Raw genomic sequence first — 14644 nt, 5'->3', positions numbered from 1 at the left:
CAGGGCGGCTCCTCCGGCGGCCGGATCAGCCCTCCTCGGTCGCCGTGGGTTCCGGCGTCGGCTCCGGGGTCGGCTCCGCCGAGGCGCCCTCCTTGGCCCCCGCGAGCGCCGCCTGGAACGCCGCGATCGTCGCGGCGTCCACCGTGCCCGTCACCGGGACACCCAGGTCGGTCTGCGCCGCCCCGACGGCGGCCGTGAGCTCGTCCGACCACGTCCCGTCGACCGGCCCGTCCCAGTAGCCCGCGAGCTTGAGCGTCTGCTGCAGCGCCGCGGTCGCCGCGGCGGATGCCGCGGCCGCCTCGGCGCCCTTCGCCTCGAGGGCCGCCTGGAGCGCGGCGTTGGTCGCCTTGTCCATCGTCCCCGTCTCGGGCAGCCCGCTCGCCTTCTGCAGGGCCTGCACCGCGGCGACGGTCTGCGGGCCGTAGACCCCGTCGACCGGTCCGGGGTCGTACCCGGCGTCCTTCAGCGACTGCTGGAGCGCCGCCGTGTAGGCGCTGACGGTGGCGCTCGCCTCCGCCTGCCGCTCGTCCGACAGGCAGCCCGCGTCGGCGAAGAGGCGGAGCCAGGACATCTCCAGGGCCACGGCCGCCGAGTTGAACTGCTCGGACGCCTGCACCAACGGTGTGTCCGCGGTGATGCTCCCGAGCGCGGACGCGAAGTCGTCCTCGGCCTGCTGGACGCGGGTCACGCTGGCGGCGGGGACCGTGGGCTCCGGGCTCGGCGAATCCTCGGTGGGCTCGGGCGCGGGCTCACCGGCGGCGGCCGCCTCGGCGGCGGCCAGCTCGGCCTGCGCCGTGGCGAGGTCCTCCTGTGCCTGGACGACCGCGTCCCGGGCGTCGACGGCACTCTGCGCCGCGTCCTTCGTCTCCGCAGCGGGCTCGGCGAGGTCGTCGCCGGCCGTCTGGACGTCGCCGACGGTGACCGCCGTCTGGTTCAGCACGTCGCCGTAGCGGTCAAGGGCAGTGATGTACGTCGAGCTCGCGTCACAGAACGCCGCGCCGGCGTCGGTCGCCGCGGCCTGCGCAGTGGCCAGGGCCTCTTCCGCGGCCGCGACGTCGGCCTTCGCGACCTCGACGTCGGACTTGGGCGTCTCCTCCGGCCCCGACGTGTCGCCGGTGCATCCCGACAGGGCCAGCAGCAAACCAGCGCCGACGGCAAAAGCGACGGTCCGCGACGTGCGACGACGCCCGGGCGCCTCGAGGACTGCGCGGCGGCTCATCGGACGATGTCCCGACCGTGAACCGTCAGCGCCCAGATCACGAAGACGTCGAGCGCGATGATCACGAGGCTCCACCACGGGTAGTACGGCAGCCAGGCGAAGTTGAGCAGGATGCTGAGGACCGCCACGGCGACGCCGACGGTCCGGGCCCACACGGCACCGCTGAGCACGAAGAAGCCGGCGAGCACGACCACGAGACCCGCGACGAGGTGGATCCATCCCCACGTCGTGACGTCGAACTCGAAGATCCACTCCTGGCCGGCGACGTAGAACGTGTCGTTGGCGACCGCCACCACTCCCTGCACGGCGTGCAGGACGCCGATGAGGATCATCATCGTCGCGGCGAACACGGTCAGGCCGACGGCAAATCCACTGCGCTGCTCTGTCACGTTCGGATCCCTCTCTTGATGTGGCGCTGACTCACGAGCGGTCGAAGAGCTGCCCGTCGCGTCACGCGACCCTTCCCTGGATCGGCACGAGAAATCCCCGTGAACAGGATCATTGCGGCGAGGGAGGCGAAATGCCAGCACCCACGAGGGTGGCGCAGGAACTCGCTCTGGCCTCCTTGGCGACGCCGACGCGGATGCGTCGACCACGTCGCGGCCCGCCGAGCCGTCAGAACCGACCGACCGACAGCCCCGCCCGTCGTGCCGCGCCGGACCCCAGCGCGATGCCCGCGAGCACCCCCAACGAGATCGCGACCATCGTGGTGCCGGCGGTCACGACCGTGTTGAGCGCCTGCGCGTCGTCGCCGAGGATCGAGGTCACTCCGACGAGCCCGAGTGCGCCGGGCACGAGCAGCCAGAACCCCGGAAGGAACCCCACGAGCGCGGGCGGCCCGGTCGGGCGGGTCGCGGCGAACATCGCGACGGGCGTCATCAGCAGCGCCCCGAAGAAGGCGGAGAAGGCGCCGCCGAAGAACAGCCCGCCCACCACCTGACCGGCGTACGCGACGACGAGCACGAGCAGGATCCACGGGAGCGCGGTCCGTCGGGCGCAGTTGTGGAACACCACGCCGGTGCCGTAGACGAGCACGCCGATCCACGGACCAGCCCACCCGAGTGGCTGGAAGGCCGCGGACCCGACGTCCGAGGCCGGCACACCGACGAGCGCCGCTGCACCGGTGATGCCGAGCGCGAGCAGGACAAGCTGCATGCCGCCCGCGGCCAGCCGCGCGGAGCCGGCGATCATCTGCCGCGTCGCCAGGTCGATCGCCGCCGTGGTGAGGAGGGCACCGGGCAGGAAGGTCACCAAGGGGGCAACGAGGGGCGCGAGCATCCCGATGTCGATGCCCGTGCGCGACAGCAGGAAGACCGCGGCGGAGACACCGAACGCGCAGGTCAGCACCACGAGGGCCTGGTAGGGGGCAGGCAGGCGCCCCGTGGCCACCTGCGCCACGGCGATCGCCGCGCCGAGCGCCGACGCCACGAGCACGTCGACGAGGCTGCCGCCCAGGATCATGGCGAGCCCGGCCGTGACCGCGACGTACCCCAGGATGCGGGCGCTCCCGGAGTACAGCGGTGGCGCGGTGACCGCGGCGCGGATCCGCGCGATGCCCTCGACCGGCCCGACGTCGCCGGCCTCGGCCTCGTCGGCGACGGCGAGGACGTCCTGCACCTGGTGCAGCCTCAGCTGCCGCCAGCCCGCGGAGGACGCCGCGGTCTGCGTCGAGACGCCGTGGGGCACCGACACCAGCAACGCCGTCGGCAGCGCCACCACCTCGACCTCGGGGGCGCCGTTGATCGCCGCGACCCGCTCGAGCGTCCGGTTCACCTGGACCACCGGCGCGCTCGAGTCGATCAGGGCCTCGCCCAGCACCATGAGGAACCGGACCGTGTCCGACACCGCGTCCGACGGCAGGGCGACCGGGCTCGTCGCGTCGAGCACGTCAACGGTCGACGTGGTGGCGGCCGGAACCGCCGCCGTCGCCGGCACCGGCGGACGCCCGTCGCGGTTGCGCCGCACAGCGAGCACCAGCGCCGCGGCGGCCGCGACGAGGATGACGAGCGCCGTGATGATCGCCCCGAGCGGGATGGTCGAGCTCGCCACGGCCGGGTCGTGGCTGAAGGGCACCTCGACGACCACGGTCTCCGTGACGGTCGGCTCGGGCGAGGGAACGGCCGTGGTGGTCTCGTCGGTCGGGGTCGGGGTCGGGACCGGCGCCACCGAGCTGGACTCCGTCGGCGCGACGGTGTCCACGGGCGCGGGGGTCGACGGAGCGGTGCTCGTGGTGGTCGTGGGCTCCGGGAGAGTCTCGACGGGGTCGGGTGTGACGGCAGCGGTCACCCCGGGGTCCGGCGCGGCGCCCGCGGCCGAGCCGCTCACGGCCCGGTCCGGGAGACGAACGCGGCGTAGCGGTCGAGGATCAGCGGCCAGTCGGTGAACTTGTCGCGGAAGCTCGCGTTGCCCTCGTCCCAGCCGCCGTGCTCGAGCTCGACGCGCGTGCCGCCCTCGTCCAGCGGCACGAACTGCACGGTGATCCGGCTCGGGTGCTCGGAGGTCTGGCCGAGCGTCGAGGTGTGCACGACGAGCGCGCCGCGGGCGATCGCGAGCACCCGCCCCCACACGACGTCGCCGAGGGTCGCGTCGACCAGGTAGACGCGCCCACCGACCCGGGGCTCGATGCCGGCGCCGCGGAACCCGGCCGGGTCCGGCGTGTAGTCGGGGTGCCACCACTGCCCGATCCCGTCGACCCACGCGTCGAACGCCTCCACCGGTGTGGGGGCGACGACGAGCTGGTGACGGATCGGCTCTATCACGACACGGGGTCGCCGTCGCCGTACGGGGGCAGCCGAAGCGTGCGGGCGTCCGTCGCCAGGATCGCCGGGGTCGCCGCGCGCAGCGACTCGACGGTGTCCGTGCCGGCGCGCACGAACCGCCCCGACAGCCCGTCGAGCTCCCCGTCCCCGAACGCCCGGACCAGCTCGGCGACGGCCTCGACCGGCGTCCACTCCGTCCGCCCCTCGTGCAGCGGCATCGACGTGGTCATCGCCGTCTCGACGTGCCCGGGCGCGAGATCGAGCACGCGGATCCCCCGGTCCCGGTACTGCGCGTCCAGCTGCGTGGTGAAGCGCGCCAGCGCGCCCTTGCTGATGGCGTAGCCGGTGTAGCTGGTCATCGCCCGGTGGCCCGCGCCGGAGTTGAGGTTGAGCACCCGCCCGTCGCCGCGCGCGAGCATGCCGGGCAGCACCGCGTGCGTGACGAGCAGCGGACCGCGGACGTTGGCCTCGATGACGCGCCAGGAGTCCTCGACGTCGTCGTCGACGAACGACACCTCCGCGCGCTCGATCACGCCCGCGTTGTTGACCAGAAGCCCGATGCCGCCGAGCGCTTCCTCGACCCGCGCGACCGCGTCGAGCACGGCCGTCCGGTCGACGAGGTCCGCCGCGGCCACGACCGCCGCGTCGGCGTCGACCTCCTCGGCGACGGCGTCCAGGTGCGCCCGGGTCCGGCCGACGAGCGCGACGCGGTACCCGGCGCGCGCCAGACCCAGCGCGATCCCCCGGCCGATCCCCCGCCCGGCACCCGTGACCAGCGCCGTCCTCATCGCGCCGCCTCGACCGCATCGCGCAGCCGGTCGAGCGTGACCTTCCCGTGGTAGCGCGCGCCGCCGACGAACACCGTCGGCGTCCCCCGCACCCCGAGCTCGATGCCGGCGGCGTAGTCCGCCGAGATGGCCGGTGCGTAGGCCTGCGCACCCTCGCCGGCCACCTCGGCGGGGTCGATCCCGAGCGCGCGTGCGGCAGCGCGCAGATCCTGCTCGGAGAGGCGGTCCTGGTGGCTCATCAGCTCGTCGTGCATCTCCCAGAACTTGCCGTGGGTACCTGCTGCCTCGGCGGCCAGGGCAGCCGAGAGCGCGTACGGGTGCACCTCGAACAGCGGGAAGTGCCGCCAGACCAGCCGCACCTGCCCGTCGGAGGTGTCCACCAGCTCGCGCAGCGCGGGCGCGGCTGCCCGGCAGTACGGGCACTCGAGGTCACCGAACTCGACCACGGTGACCGGGGCGTCGACGCGGCCGTACACGTGCCGCTCGGCGGGGATGTCGTCTGCCATGGGTCGAGGATGCCCGACCGCGCCGCGTCGGGACAGCGGAACGGGCCGCCCGGTCGTCGGCGATCGACCTGCACGTCAGGCGCCGTGTCGGATCTCCGACGCAGCCTCCGAGGCCGGCCAAGACCGCGGGCCCACGTGCCCTCTCCCTCAAGGAGGCATCCGCGAGCACGCGAGGACGCAGCGAGACGTCGAGTACCGCGCGATGCAGACGGGCCGCGGATCGGGCGCGACACCGTTCGGGTGCGACGTCGGGCTGAGCGCTCGGTCGCGGTGCCCTCAGGTGCGGAGTGGTTGTCCGTGTCGGTCGGTGAATCGCCATCGGCCTGAGTGGTCGCGGGTGATCTCGATGCCTCGGTCGTGGACGACCTCGTGGTGGTGCCAGCACAGCAGGGCGCCGGTGCGCACGTCGGTGGAGCCACCGTCGCGGTGCCAGTGCTCGGTGTGGTGGACCTCCGACATCGCCGGTGGCGCATCGCAGCCGGGGTATTGGCAGTGCTGGTCGCGGGCGATGATCGCCCGGCGTCTGGCACCCGTGTAGGTGCGTTCGGCGCGTCCCACGTTCAGCACCTGGGACTGGGGTCCGAACACGACCCGAGTGATCGCCGAGTCGCACGCGAGCCGTGCGAGCACGCTGTCCGGGATGGGACCGGTGCCGACCAGCTCCCCGACCGCGAACCGCTCGACGTCCCCGGCCCGCAGTGGCGGGCGCGGCGACGCGACATCGCCGACTGGTGGCGGCCCGTTCGGCGACGCGAGGACACCCGTGGTTATGTTCTGCGGCTCGCCCGTGGTGGCCGACCCGCCGCCGGACGCCCCGGTCGACCCGCCGCCGGACGCCCTGGCCGAACCGCCGCCGGACGCGCGGCCGCCGGACGAACGGCCGCCGGGTGCCCGGTCCAGCGCCCGGTGCAAGGTCTCGAGGTCGACCACGGCGGTGATGTGGGGGCGGTGGGTCCCGGTCGCGCCGGTCAGGTCCCGGTCCAGGACCAAGCGGGTCAGGTTCACCAATGCCCCCGCGCGGCGCCGCGCCGCCGGCTCACCCGCACTGTCCGCGCTCGTCGACATCACCGCGGACAGGGCCGCCTGCAACGCGTGGCCGTGCTCGCTCGTCAGGAACCCGCGCAGGTGGCACCCGTCCATCGTCTGGGCCAAGGTCAGGAACTCCCGGTCCGACGCATCCCTGTACCCGCGGTCGTCGGCGGCCGGGTCCGCGTGCGCGGCCCAGCGGCGGGCCAGCAGCTGGAACTGGGAGACCGGCAACACCCGGGCGAACTCCAGCAGAAACTGCTCCCCGCACTCCTCGGCCGGGGCGGCCAGCGCCGCACGGCGGTCCTCGGTGTTCGCCGCGCCGGCGATCGCGTGGGCGGCCTCCAGCGGCACTCTCCCGGCGACCGCCTCGACCGTGGTGGTGGGCAGGTCGTCCCGGAACGCCCGCCCGAGCGTTACCAGACGCTTCGCTTGCCCGTGAGGGAGGCGACCCTGCGCCGCGACCCACGACGTGATCGACCGCGCACCCTCCAGCGCCCACCACCCATCGGCCTCCACCACAGGAACCACCCGCGCCGCGATCGCGGACAACCGCCCCGCCAACCCCAGGGCCTCCCGCACCACCTCGACCGCAGCCACACCCTCCAGCCGCCCCGCCGAGGTCGACGGATCCGACGCGACCGCCAACGCATCGACCGCCGACCTCAACGCCGCCAACGCGACCGCCGCAGGCGAGCCCACGCCCGTCTCCGGTGACCCGCCGACCGACCCGGCCGACCCGGTCGACCCGGCCGACCCGGCCGACCCGGCCGACCCGGTCGACCCTCTCGAGTCGGCCGACCCTCTCGAGTCGGCCGGCAAGCCTGACGCAGAGCCGGCAACGCCACGGTCCTCGTCGATCGACACCGTCAGCCACCTCCTTCGCGCCACCGGGACGGACCCGAGAATCGAGCCCGACGATCCGCCCACAAAGAAGTGTTCCAGGCACCACTGACATTCACCGGTGCATTCATTCGCATCGTGAGACGAGGGTCGAAACCACATCGTCGCAGGTCACAGCGCCACCGAGCCGTCCACAGCCGCCAAATTCTTGGCGTTCATCCACAAGACAACGGACGCATGCGGAGAATACAAGAGCCGACAACCTCCGATGCCCATGGCATTTCGCGGCTCTGCTGAAGAGAGTGTCGGCCACAACCCGACAGAAGACGCACTCATCAACGCTCACGGAGCCCAGCTGTGCCCGGGTCGGCGGCTCCAGCGACGCGTCTCGGTGATGGATGGCACCACCTTCACCGGGGTGCGAGCGAGCTGCAGCTTCCGCGCACGTAGCCACCAACAGGCGCGGCCCTGCGGGCAACGGTGGAACCACGAGAGTGGGGACGAGCAGGTCTCAGCGCCGCCGCGGCCGCAGCGGCGGGCTCACCGTCCCTGCGCCGGCAGCGATGCCGGCCACCAGGTCCCGCACGGCATCGACGGCCGACCACTGCGGCCGCCAGTCGAGCTCGCGCTCGGCACGAGAGGTGTCGAGCACCGGCGCGGCCAGCGCCATGTCGAGCCAGCCCGGCCCGACCGGCACCGCCCGGGCGTGCCACGCCGCGGCAAGCACCCCCCTCGCCTCGGAGACCGCGACGTCGCGCAGCCGCCCGCGCGCCACGACGTCGGCCACCTCGGGACCGCGCAGGACGTCAGGCGCGGCGATGTTGAACGCACCCCGCACGCGGCGGACCACTGCCTCGCGGTAGGCCTGCGCGGCGTCGTCGGCGTGGACCGCCTGCAGCCGCAGCCCCGTGGGCCACGGGAGCACAGGGAGCCGGCCGGCGATGGCGCGCTTCGGCGCCCAGGGACCCAGGAAGTACCGCGAGATCTCGTGCCCAGCGGCCCGCTGGAACACGAGCGCGGGGCGCAGCCGGGCGATCGCGAGGTCCGGGTAGCGCTCCTCGGCCTCGTCGAGCACGCGCTCGACGGCGGCCTTGTCCACGGAGTACGACGACGACCGCACGCCGTCGGTGGCCCAGCCCTCCCCGCGCGGGACGTCGTCGGGGGCGGGCGAGTAGGCGCCGACGCTGGACGCCACGACGACGTGCGGGACCCCCGCCCGACGAGCCGCCTCGACCACGTTCCGCGTCCCGGACACGTTGACGTCGTGGAGCCGCCGACGGTTGTGGCTCGGCTGGATGGCCCAGGCGAGGTGGACGACGGCGTCGGCACCGAGGAACGCGGGCTCGAGATCGTCGACGGCGGCCGGCGCCGCGACGTCGCACTCGACCCAGGACGCGACGCCGTAGGGGGTCGGAGGGGGCCAGCGCGGGATCCGTCGCGCGACGGCGACCACCGAGGTCACCGTCCCGTCGTCCACGAACCGCCGCAACAATGCCGTGCCGACGTTGCCGCTGGCACCGACCACGACGACCCTCATGCGCACACGCTCGCAGCACAGCGGACGCGGCGCATCTGGGGACCCGTGTCAGCCACCCGGCAGGACGTCGACGACGTCGCTCGGGCCGAGCGGGCTCGCGTCGTCGGAGCGCACGCCGTCGACCACGAACGAGCACCCACCGATGAGCTGGGCGAGCTCGCCGCCGTGCCGGATCAGGACCTGTGCGCGCAGCTCACCGACCGTCGAGGCGGGAACCTGCTCGGCGGCGGTGCCGGCGGCCTCGGCGGCGGCCGCCACGTACCGGACGAGCGCCATGGCCCCATGCTGCCACCGGACCCACGGTCCGGACAGGCACCCGTCAGAAGAGCAGGTGCTCCCGCGGCCGCCCCTTGGCCTCGAGCCCGAGCAGGAACCGCTTGGCGTCCAGGCCGGCCGCGAAGCCGGTGAGGGACCCGTCGGCGCCGATGACCCGGTGGCACGGCACGACGATCGCGATCCGGTTGCGGCCGTTCGCCGCCCCGACGGCGCGGGACGACGTGCGCGGGTCCAGCCCGATCTCCGCGGCGAGGTCGCCGTAGGACCGCGTCTGCCCGTACGGGATGCGCAACAGCCCCTCCCACACCCGGCACTGGAACGTGGTGCCGACGAAGTGCAGCGGGAGGTCGAACTCGGTGCGCGTGCCGGCGAAGTACTCGTCGAGCTGCTCGCGGACGTGGTCGAACTCGTCGTCCGCCCGTTCGCCGAACGGACCCTGCGCGGCCTCGTACTTCGAGCTCGGCAGCAGGAGCGCGCTGAGCCCACCATCGTGGGCGACGAGCGTGATCGGACCGAGCGGCGAGGGCACGACGGTGTGCACCACGCGCACCTCGTCGAGAGTATCCAGACCTGACGCTGTGCTCGTTCCCACATCCCCCTGGATCGTCATGGTCGACATCATTCCCCCACCCACTGACAACGCCCGCCCGTCGCGCGTCTCCTGAGGGAAGACGCGCGACGGACGGGCGATGTGAGGTGCGAGATCAGTCGGTGCTGCGCAGCAGCGTGCGGACCCCGACCGCCAGCCCGACCGCGGCCGTGAGCACCGCGGCGAGCCACCCGGCCGCGACGGCGCTGCTGGTCAGGTCGCCGGCGAACAGCGCCCGCTCGGCCTCGACCACCCACCGCAGCGGGTCGAACGCGGAGGCGACCTTCATCCACTGCGGACCGGTCTCCAGCGGCAGGAGCATCCCGGACAGGATGAGCAGCGGGAACAGCACGGTCTGCTGCACGGCCCAGAACATCCACTCCTGCTTGCGCACGGCGATCGCCAGCGCGTAGCTCAACGAGCCGAGCCCGACACCGAGCACCGCCAGCATCGCGAGCCCGACCACAGCGCCCGCGGGGTCGGCGCGGAAGCCGAAGGGCAGCATCACGACGACGACGATGACCGCCTGGGCGACCAGCGGCACCATCTCCTTGAGCGAGCGCCCCACCAGCTGGGCCGAGCGGGACAGCGGCGTCACCAGCAGCCGCTCGTGCGCCCCGGTCTGCATCTCGAACTGCAGGTTGGCGCCGGTGGTCGAGGTGCCGAACAGCGTGGTCATCACGAGGACCGACGGCACGAACCACTGCCACACCTCGGCGGAGCTCAGCCCGTCGGACGTGCCGACCAGCAGCGGGCCGAACAGCCCCAGGAACACCAGCGGCTGGACCAGGCCGAACACGACCGAGAACGGCTCACGGACCACGGGCCGCAGCTCGCGGGTCATCACGAGCCACACGTCGGCGAGCCACGACCGCCGGACCGGCGTCACGGTGCTCACCGGCGGGGTGAGGGTCAGGGTGCTCATGCTGCGACCTCCTCGGTAGCGGTGCTGGACTCGCGCAGGCTGCGGCCCGTCAGGGCCAGGAACACGTCGTCGAGCGTCGGTCGGACGGCGACGGCCTCGAGGAGCGGTGCACCCGCGTCGGATGCCGCGAGCACGAGCGACGGGACGGCGACGCCCGCGTCGGCGACCCGCGCCTCGACCCGCGCGCCGTCGACGGTCACGTCGCGGGCGCCGGGCAGCGCCTCGACGATCGACGCCACCCGGGCCGCGGTCCCGTCGAGCGCGACGGTCAGCACCACCCGGTCGCCCGCGAGGGTCCGCTTGAGCCCGTCGGCGGTGTCGTCGGCGATGACCTGGCCGTGGTCGACGACGACGACGCGCTCGGCCATCGTGTCGGCCTCGTCGAGGTAGTGGGTGGTGAGCACGATCGTCATGTCGTGCTCGGCGCGCAGCCGCAGGATGTGGTCCCAGAGGTTCGCTCTGTTCTGCGGGTCGAGGCCGGTCGACGGCTCGTCGAGGAACAGCAGGGAGGGCGCGTGCACGAGGCCGAGCGCCACGTCGAGCCGTCGCCGCTGCCCGCCGGACAGGTCCGACACCTTGCGCCGCGCCAGCGAGGTCAGGTCGAGCGCGTCCAGCAGCTCGCCGGTCCGCCGCCGGGCCGATGCGCGGTCGAGCCCGTACACCTGGCCCTGCATCGTGAGCTCGTCGGCGGCGCGCTGCTGGTGCCCGGCGCCGTTGCCCTGCCCGACGTAGCCGATGTGCCGCCGGACCGTGGCCGGGTCGGCGACGACGTCCACGCCGGCGACGGTCGCCGTCCCGGAGGTCGGGCGGACGAGCGTGGTCAGCATGCGCATGGTCGTGGTCTTGCCCGCACCGTTCGGCCCGAGCACGGCGACGAGCTCGCCGGGCGCGATGTCGAGGTCGATCCCGCGCACGGCGTGCACGGTCTCGGTGCGGCTCACCACGAAGTCCTTGGTGAGTCCTCGCGTCTGGATCATCGGTTCTCCCTCGTGAGTGGGTACCTGCACAGCCTTCTCGGCGTAGCGGTCAGGTCTTGTCCGCTACCCGATGCGATCCTGGGGACATGTCGACGCCGTCCTCCCGCCTGCTCGCGCTGCTGTCCCTCCTGCAGGCGCGCCGTGACTGGCCCGGCGGCGTGCTGGCGGACCGGCTCGGCGTCAGCCCCCGGACGGTGCGCCGCGACGTCGACCGGCTGCGCGAGCTCGGCTACCCCGTCCACGCCTCGAAGGGACCAGACGGCGGCTACCGGCTCGACGCAGGCACACAGATGCCGCCGCTGCTCCTCGACGACGAGCAGGCCGTCGCGCTCGTCGTCGCCCTGCAGACCGCGTCGACCGGCGTCGCGGGGGTCGACGAGGCGGCCGTGCGCGCCCTCGCGACGCTGCGCCAGGTGATGCCCGCGCGACTGCGCACGGCGGCCGACGCACTCCAGGTCACGGCGATCTCGCGCTCAGGCCACCGGCCGCAGGTCGACCAGGAGGTTCTGCTGGTCGTCGGCTCCGCCGTGCGCGCGCGGGAGGTCCTGCGGTTCGACTACGCCGGTGGGAGGGCCACGGACCTCCCGCGCCGCGCCGAGGCCCACCACCTGGTCACCTGGGGCGGACGCTGGTACCTCGTCGGCTACGACCTGGAGCGCGGCGACTGGCGCACGTTCCGCGTGGACCGCATGACGCCCAAGACCGGCTCCGGCCCGCGCTTTGCTCCCCGGGAGCTGCCGGCGCCGGACGTCGCCGCCTTCGTCGCCGACCGCTTCAGCGGTATCGACCCGTGGCCGTGCCGGGGCGAGGCCGAGGTGGACATGGCGGCGGCCGAGGTCGCCCGCTGGGCCGGCCGCGGCGCCCTGGTTGAAGCGCTCGCCGACGACCGCAGCCGCGTGGTCCTGCGCGCCTGGTCGTGGGACGGCGTCGCCGCCACCTTCGCCATGTTCGGCGTGCCGCTGCGCGTGGTCGGGCCGCCCGAGCTGGCCGACGCGATGCACCGTCTGGCCGCCCGGGTGACGGCCGCGGTCACGGCTTGAGCAGAGCGGGGTGCCGGGGGTCGTCCACGTGCACGACGACATCGGCCACCTGCGCCGGCATCATCTCGTCGTCGTAGCGGGCGAACGCGGGCAGCACCCAGCGGTCCGCCTCCGGCGTGCGCCGATCGAGAGTGGCCGGGCGCACCGTGAGGTGCACGGCGAGCTCGTGGTCGAGCCACCGCCCCAGCAGCAGGCTGCCGTCGAGGAGCAGGACCGCCCCGTCGGGTGCCTGCGCGTACGGCGCACGGGTGGCGCGGTCGGTCGCCGCGTCCCAGAGCGTCGGCAGGTAGCGGCCGCTGGCGACGAACGGGTCGAGCACCTCGCGGCCGAGCGCCCGCAGGTCGAGCCGGTCCTCCAGGTAGGCGTCGGCGTCGTCCCGGCCGTGCTCGAACCGCACCGAGGCGGGCCGCAAGAAGTCGTCCGCGTGCACCCTGGCCACAGGCCGCCCGGCCGCGCGCAGGGGCTCGACGAGGGCGTCCGCCAGCTCGCTCGGGCGCGTCGGCGGCGCGCCGTCGACCAGCACGCGAACCCGGCCGGACCGCTGCGCGACGAGCCGGACCAGGTGGTCGACGAGGGCGTCGGTGGTGACGGGCTGGATCGGGCTCAGGGCTGCCGGCCCTCGCCGTGGTCCTCGGCGGTCTGCTCGCGCTCGTCGATGACGTCCTGGCCCGGTCCGGAGAAGTTCCGCGACCGCTCCAGGGCCTCGATGCTGCCGGTGAACAGCCGGGCGTCCTGCCCGCCGGTGCGGATGGTCTGCGTGTCGTCCGACGACCACGCGCCGGGCACGGGGAGCGTCGGCGTCGGCGCCGTCTCGGGTCGGGCACGCCGCCCGGTGGCCGGTGCCGGTGCCGGCGACGCCCCCTCCCACCGGGTCTTGGGCAGCGCCTGCGGCGCCTCCCGCTGCAGCCAGCCGACCAGCCCTTCGCGCACGTAGCACCGCAGGTCGAACAGGGTGGGGGCGTCGACGGCGCTGGCCAGGGCCCGCACCCGCACCACCCCACCGATCGCGTCGGTGACCTGCAGGATGCCGACCCGGCGGTCCCACAGGTCGGTGTCCTGCAGCAGCCGGTTGAGCTCGGCGCGCATCGGCTCGACGGGCACCTCCCAGTCCACGTCGAGCTCGACGGTGCCCAGCAGGTCCGCCGCGCGGCGGGTCCAATTCTCGAACGGCGTCGTCGTGAAGTAGGTGGACGGCAGGATCAGGCGGCGGTCGTCCCAGATGTGCACGACGACGTACGTCAGCGTGATCTCCTCGATCCGCCCCCACTGCTGGTTGACGACGACCACGTCGTCCACCCGGATCGCGTCGGTGAACGCCAGCTGCATCCCGGCGAAGACGTTGGCCAGCGAGCTCTGCGCCGCCAGGCCGGCCACGATCGAGATGAGCCCGGCGGAGGCCAGCAGGCTCGCGCCGAGCGCCCGCGCCGACGGGAACGTCAGCAGGATCGCGGCGATCGCGCAGAGCACGAGCACGGCCACCGTGAGGCGGCGCATCACCTGGACCTGGGTGCGGATCCGGCGCGCGTGGCGGTTGTCGGCGACGTCGATGCGGTACCGCTGCAGGGCCGCGTCCTCCAGCACGAACGCGAGGCTGCCGATGAGCCACGCCATGGTGATGATGAACGCGATGAGCAGCACGTGCTCGGCGGTCCGCGTCCAGTCGGCCGGGTCCGTGCTCAGCCGCAGCGCGATCCACACGGCCACCACCAGCAGGACCGCCCGCATCGGCTTGCGCGAGCGCCGGGTCAGGTCGGCCGCGACGGCGGACTTTCGCGCGACGCGCCGGACCAGCACGGCGATGAGCGTGGCCGTGAGGTACGCGATGACGACGGCGGCGAGGATCGAGACGGTGGGGACGACGAAGCCCTGGACCTCGTGGGAGACGGTGTCGTCGGTGGTCGCGAAGGGCAGGAGCACGATGCCAGCGTACGTAGGTGCGCCCCGTCCCCGTTTCTCGGGGACGGGGCGCAACGGAGAGGCGTCTCGCCGGCACGAGGCTTGGCGCACTCCCTGAACCCTGACGGGCGGTCCGGCTCTCGCCGTGACCCTCGGCAACATGGCCAGATCTTCGACCGGCTGGTCGCCCCGGTCACCCGGCGCGATCAGCTACTTCAGTTCTAGCACTGTCACGCGAATGGCGCATCCTTTCCATGTCTCGA

Annotated in this window: 15 protein-coding genes; 1 reads left to right on the top strand and 14 read right to left on the bottom strand. The window is 73.6% G+C overall.

What is annotated here, in order from left to right; all coding sequences use genetic code 11:
* Positions 1 to 25: 25 nt before the first annotated feature.
* The 12 genes from ACXJKA_RS14880 to ACXJKA_RS14825 all read right to left on the bottom strand — a co-directional run bounded on the left by ACXJKA_RS14880 (position 26) and on the right by ACXJKA_RS14825 (position 11445).
* The gene (locus tag ACXJKA_RS14880) at positions 26 to 1219 is read right to left on the bottom strand and encodes a peptidoglycan-binding domain-containing protein (RefSeq protein ID WP_456825989.1); all 1194 of its coding nucleotides are present in this window, start codon (positions 1217 to 1219) and stop codon (positions 26 to 28) included.
* Positions 1216 to 1608, bottom strand: coding sequence for a DUF7144 family membrane protein (locus tag ACXJKA_RS14875; RefSeq protein ID WP_456825988.1), 393 nt, complete (start codon positions 1606 to 1608; stop codon positions 1216 to 1218). Before ACXJKA_RS14875 ends, ACXJKA_RS14880 begins: the two co-directional genes overlap by 4 nt.
* A gap of 226 nt (positions 1609 to 1834) precedes the next feature.
* A complete protein-coding gene (locus ACXJKA_RS14870; RefSeq protein ID WP_456825987.1) occupies positions 1835 to 3544 on the bottom strand; it encodes a threonine/serine ThrE exporter family protein in 1710 nt (569 codons plus the stop codon).
* Positions 3541 to 3978: an SRPBCC domain-containing protein gene (locus ACXJKA_RS14865; RefSeq protein WP_456825986.1), complete on the bottom strand. Its 438-nt coding sequence runs from the start codon at positions 3976 to 3978 to the stop codon at positions 3541 to 3543. Before ACXJKA_RS14865 ends, ACXJKA_RS14870 begins: the two co-directional genes overlap by 4 nt.
* A complete protein-coding gene (locus ACXJKA_RS14860) occupies positions 3975 to 4766 on the bottom strand; it encodes an SDR family NAD(P)-dependent oxidoreductase (RefSeq protein WP_456825985.1) in 792 nt (263 codons plus the stop codon). The genes ACXJKA_RS14865 and ACXJKA_RS14860 overlap by 4 nt, the downstream gene beginning before the upstream one ends.
* On the bottom strand, positions 4763 to 5272 hold the full coding sequence (locus tag ACXJKA_RS14855; RefSeq protein WP_456825984.1) for a DsbA family protein: 510 nt from the start codon (positions 5270 to 5272) through the stop codon (positions 4763 to 4765). The genes ACXJKA_RS14860 and ACXJKA_RS14855 overlap by 4 nt, the downstream gene beginning before the upstream one ends.
* Before the next feature lie 276 nt (positions 5273 to 5548).
* The gene (locus tag ACXJKA_RS14850; protein ID WP_456825983.1) at positions 5549 to 7000 is read right to left on the bottom strand and encodes a DUF222 domain-containing protein; all 1452 of its coding nucleotides are present in this window, start codon (positions 6998 to 7000) and stop codon (positions 5549 to 5551) included.
* 652 nt (positions 7001 to 7652) lie between these two features.
* Positions 7653 to 8678, bottom strand: coding sequence for an NAD-dependent epimerase/dehydratase family protein (locus ACXJKA_RS14845; RefSeq protein ID WP_456825982.1), 1026 nt, complete (start codon positions 8676 to 8678; stop codon positions 7653 to 7655).
* A gap of 48 nt (positions 8679 to 8726) precedes the next feature.
* Positions 8727 to 8954 (bottom strand): MoaD/ThiS family protein, encoded by a 228-nt coding sequence (locus tag ACXJKA_RS14840; RefSeq protein ID WP_456825981.1) that lies wholly within the window; start codon positions 8952 to 8954, stop codon positions 8727 to 8729.
* 43 nt (positions 8955 to 8997) lie between these two features.
* Positions 8998 to 9498 (bottom strand): methylated-DNA--[protein]-cysteine S-methyltransferase, encoded by a 501-nt coding sequence (locus tag ACXJKA_RS14835; RefSeq protein WP_456825980.1) that lies wholly within the window; start codon positions 9496 to 9498, stop codon positions 8998 to 9000.
* A gap of 160 nt (positions 9499 to 9658) precedes the next feature.
* Positions 9659 to 10468, bottom strand: coding sequence for an ABC transporter permease (locus ACXJKA_RS14830; RefSeq protein WP_456825979.1), 810 nt, complete (start codon positions 10466 to 10468; stop codon positions 9659 to 9661).
* Positions 10465 to 11445, bottom strand: a complete 981-nt coding sequence (locus tag ACXJKA_RS14825) for an ATP-binding cassette domain-containing protein (protein ID WP_456825978.1) — start codon at positions 11443 to 11445, stop codon at positions 10465 to 10467. Before ACXJKA_RS14825 ends, ACXJKA_RS14830 begins: the two co-directional genes overlap by 4 nt.
* 86 nt (positions 11446 to 11531) lie before the next feature.
* Between ACXJKA_RS14825 and ACXJKA_RS14820 the strand changes: the two genes are divergently transcribed.
* The gene (locus ACXJKA_RS14820) at positions 11532 to 12485 is read left to right on the top strand and encodes a helix-turn-helix transcriptional regulator (RefSeq protein WP_456825977.1); all 954 of its coding nucleotides are present in this window, start codon (positions 11532 to 11534) and stop codon (positions 12483 to 12485) included.
* Here the strand turns inward: ACXJKA_RS14820 and ACXJKA_RS14815 are convergent.
* Together ACXJKA_RS14815 and ACXJKA_RS14810 are read right to left on the bottom strand one after the other, a co-directional pair.
* On the bottom strand, positions 12475 to 13008 hold the full coding sequence (locus ACXJKA_RS14815) for a uridine kinase (protein ID WP_456825976.1): 534 nt from the start codon (positions 13006 to 13008) through the stop codon (positions 12475 to 12477). The genes ACXJKA_RS14820 and ACXJKA_RS14815 overlap by 11 nt on opposite strands.
* An 80-nt stretch (positions 13009 to 13088) precedes the next feature.
* Positions 13089 to 14402 carry a mechanosensitive ion channel family protein gene (locus ACXJKA_RS14810; RefSeq protein ID WP_456825975.1) on the bottom strand — a complete coding sequence of 438 codons (1314 nt, stop codon included), beginning with the start codon at positions 14400 to 14402 and terminating at the stop codon, positions 13089 to 13091.
* Between the last annotated feature and the right edge of the window lie 242 nt (positions 14403 to 14644).

This window comes from Cellulomonas sp. P5_E12 (assembly GCF_054049315.1).
The sequence above is the reverse complement of the archived record's forward strand: the minus strand, read 5'-3'. Positions and strand labels throughout refer to the sequence as shown.

Coding starts and splice junctions, on each gene's coding strand:
- ACXJKA_RS14880 (WP_456825989.1), bottom strand. CDS start 1,219: ATGAGCCGCCGCGCAGTCCTCGAGGCGCCCGGGCGTCGTCGCACGTCG.
- ACXJKA_RS14860 (WP_456825985.1), bottom strand. CDS start 4,766: ATGAGGACGGCGCTGGTCACGGGTGCCGGGCGGGGGATCGGCCGGGGG.
- ACXJKA_RS14855 (WP_456825984.1), bottom strand. CDS start 5,272: ATGGCAGACGACATCCCCGCCGAGCGGCACGTGTACGGCCGCGTCGAC.
- ACXJKA_RS14845 (WP_456825982.1), bottom strand. CDS start 8,678: ATGAGGGTCGTCGTGGTCGGTGCCAGCGGCAACGTCGGCACGGCATTG.
- ACXJKA_RS14840 (WP_456825981.1), bottom strand. CDS start 8,954: ATGGCGCTCGTCCGGTACGTGGCGGCCGCCGCCGAGGCCGCCGGCACC.
- ACXJKA_RS14830 (WP_456825979.1), bottom strand. CDS start 10,468: ATGAGCACCCTGACCCTCACCCCGCCGGTGAGCACCGTGACGCCGGTC.
- ACXJKA_RS14825 (WP_456825978.1), bottom strand. CDS start 11,445: ATGATCCAGACGCGAGGACTCACCAAGGACTTCGTGGTGAGCCGCACC.
- ACXJKA_RS14820 (WP_456825977.1), top strand. CDS start 11,532: ATGTCGACGCCGTCCTCCCGCCTGCTCGCGCTGCTGTCCCTCCTGCAG.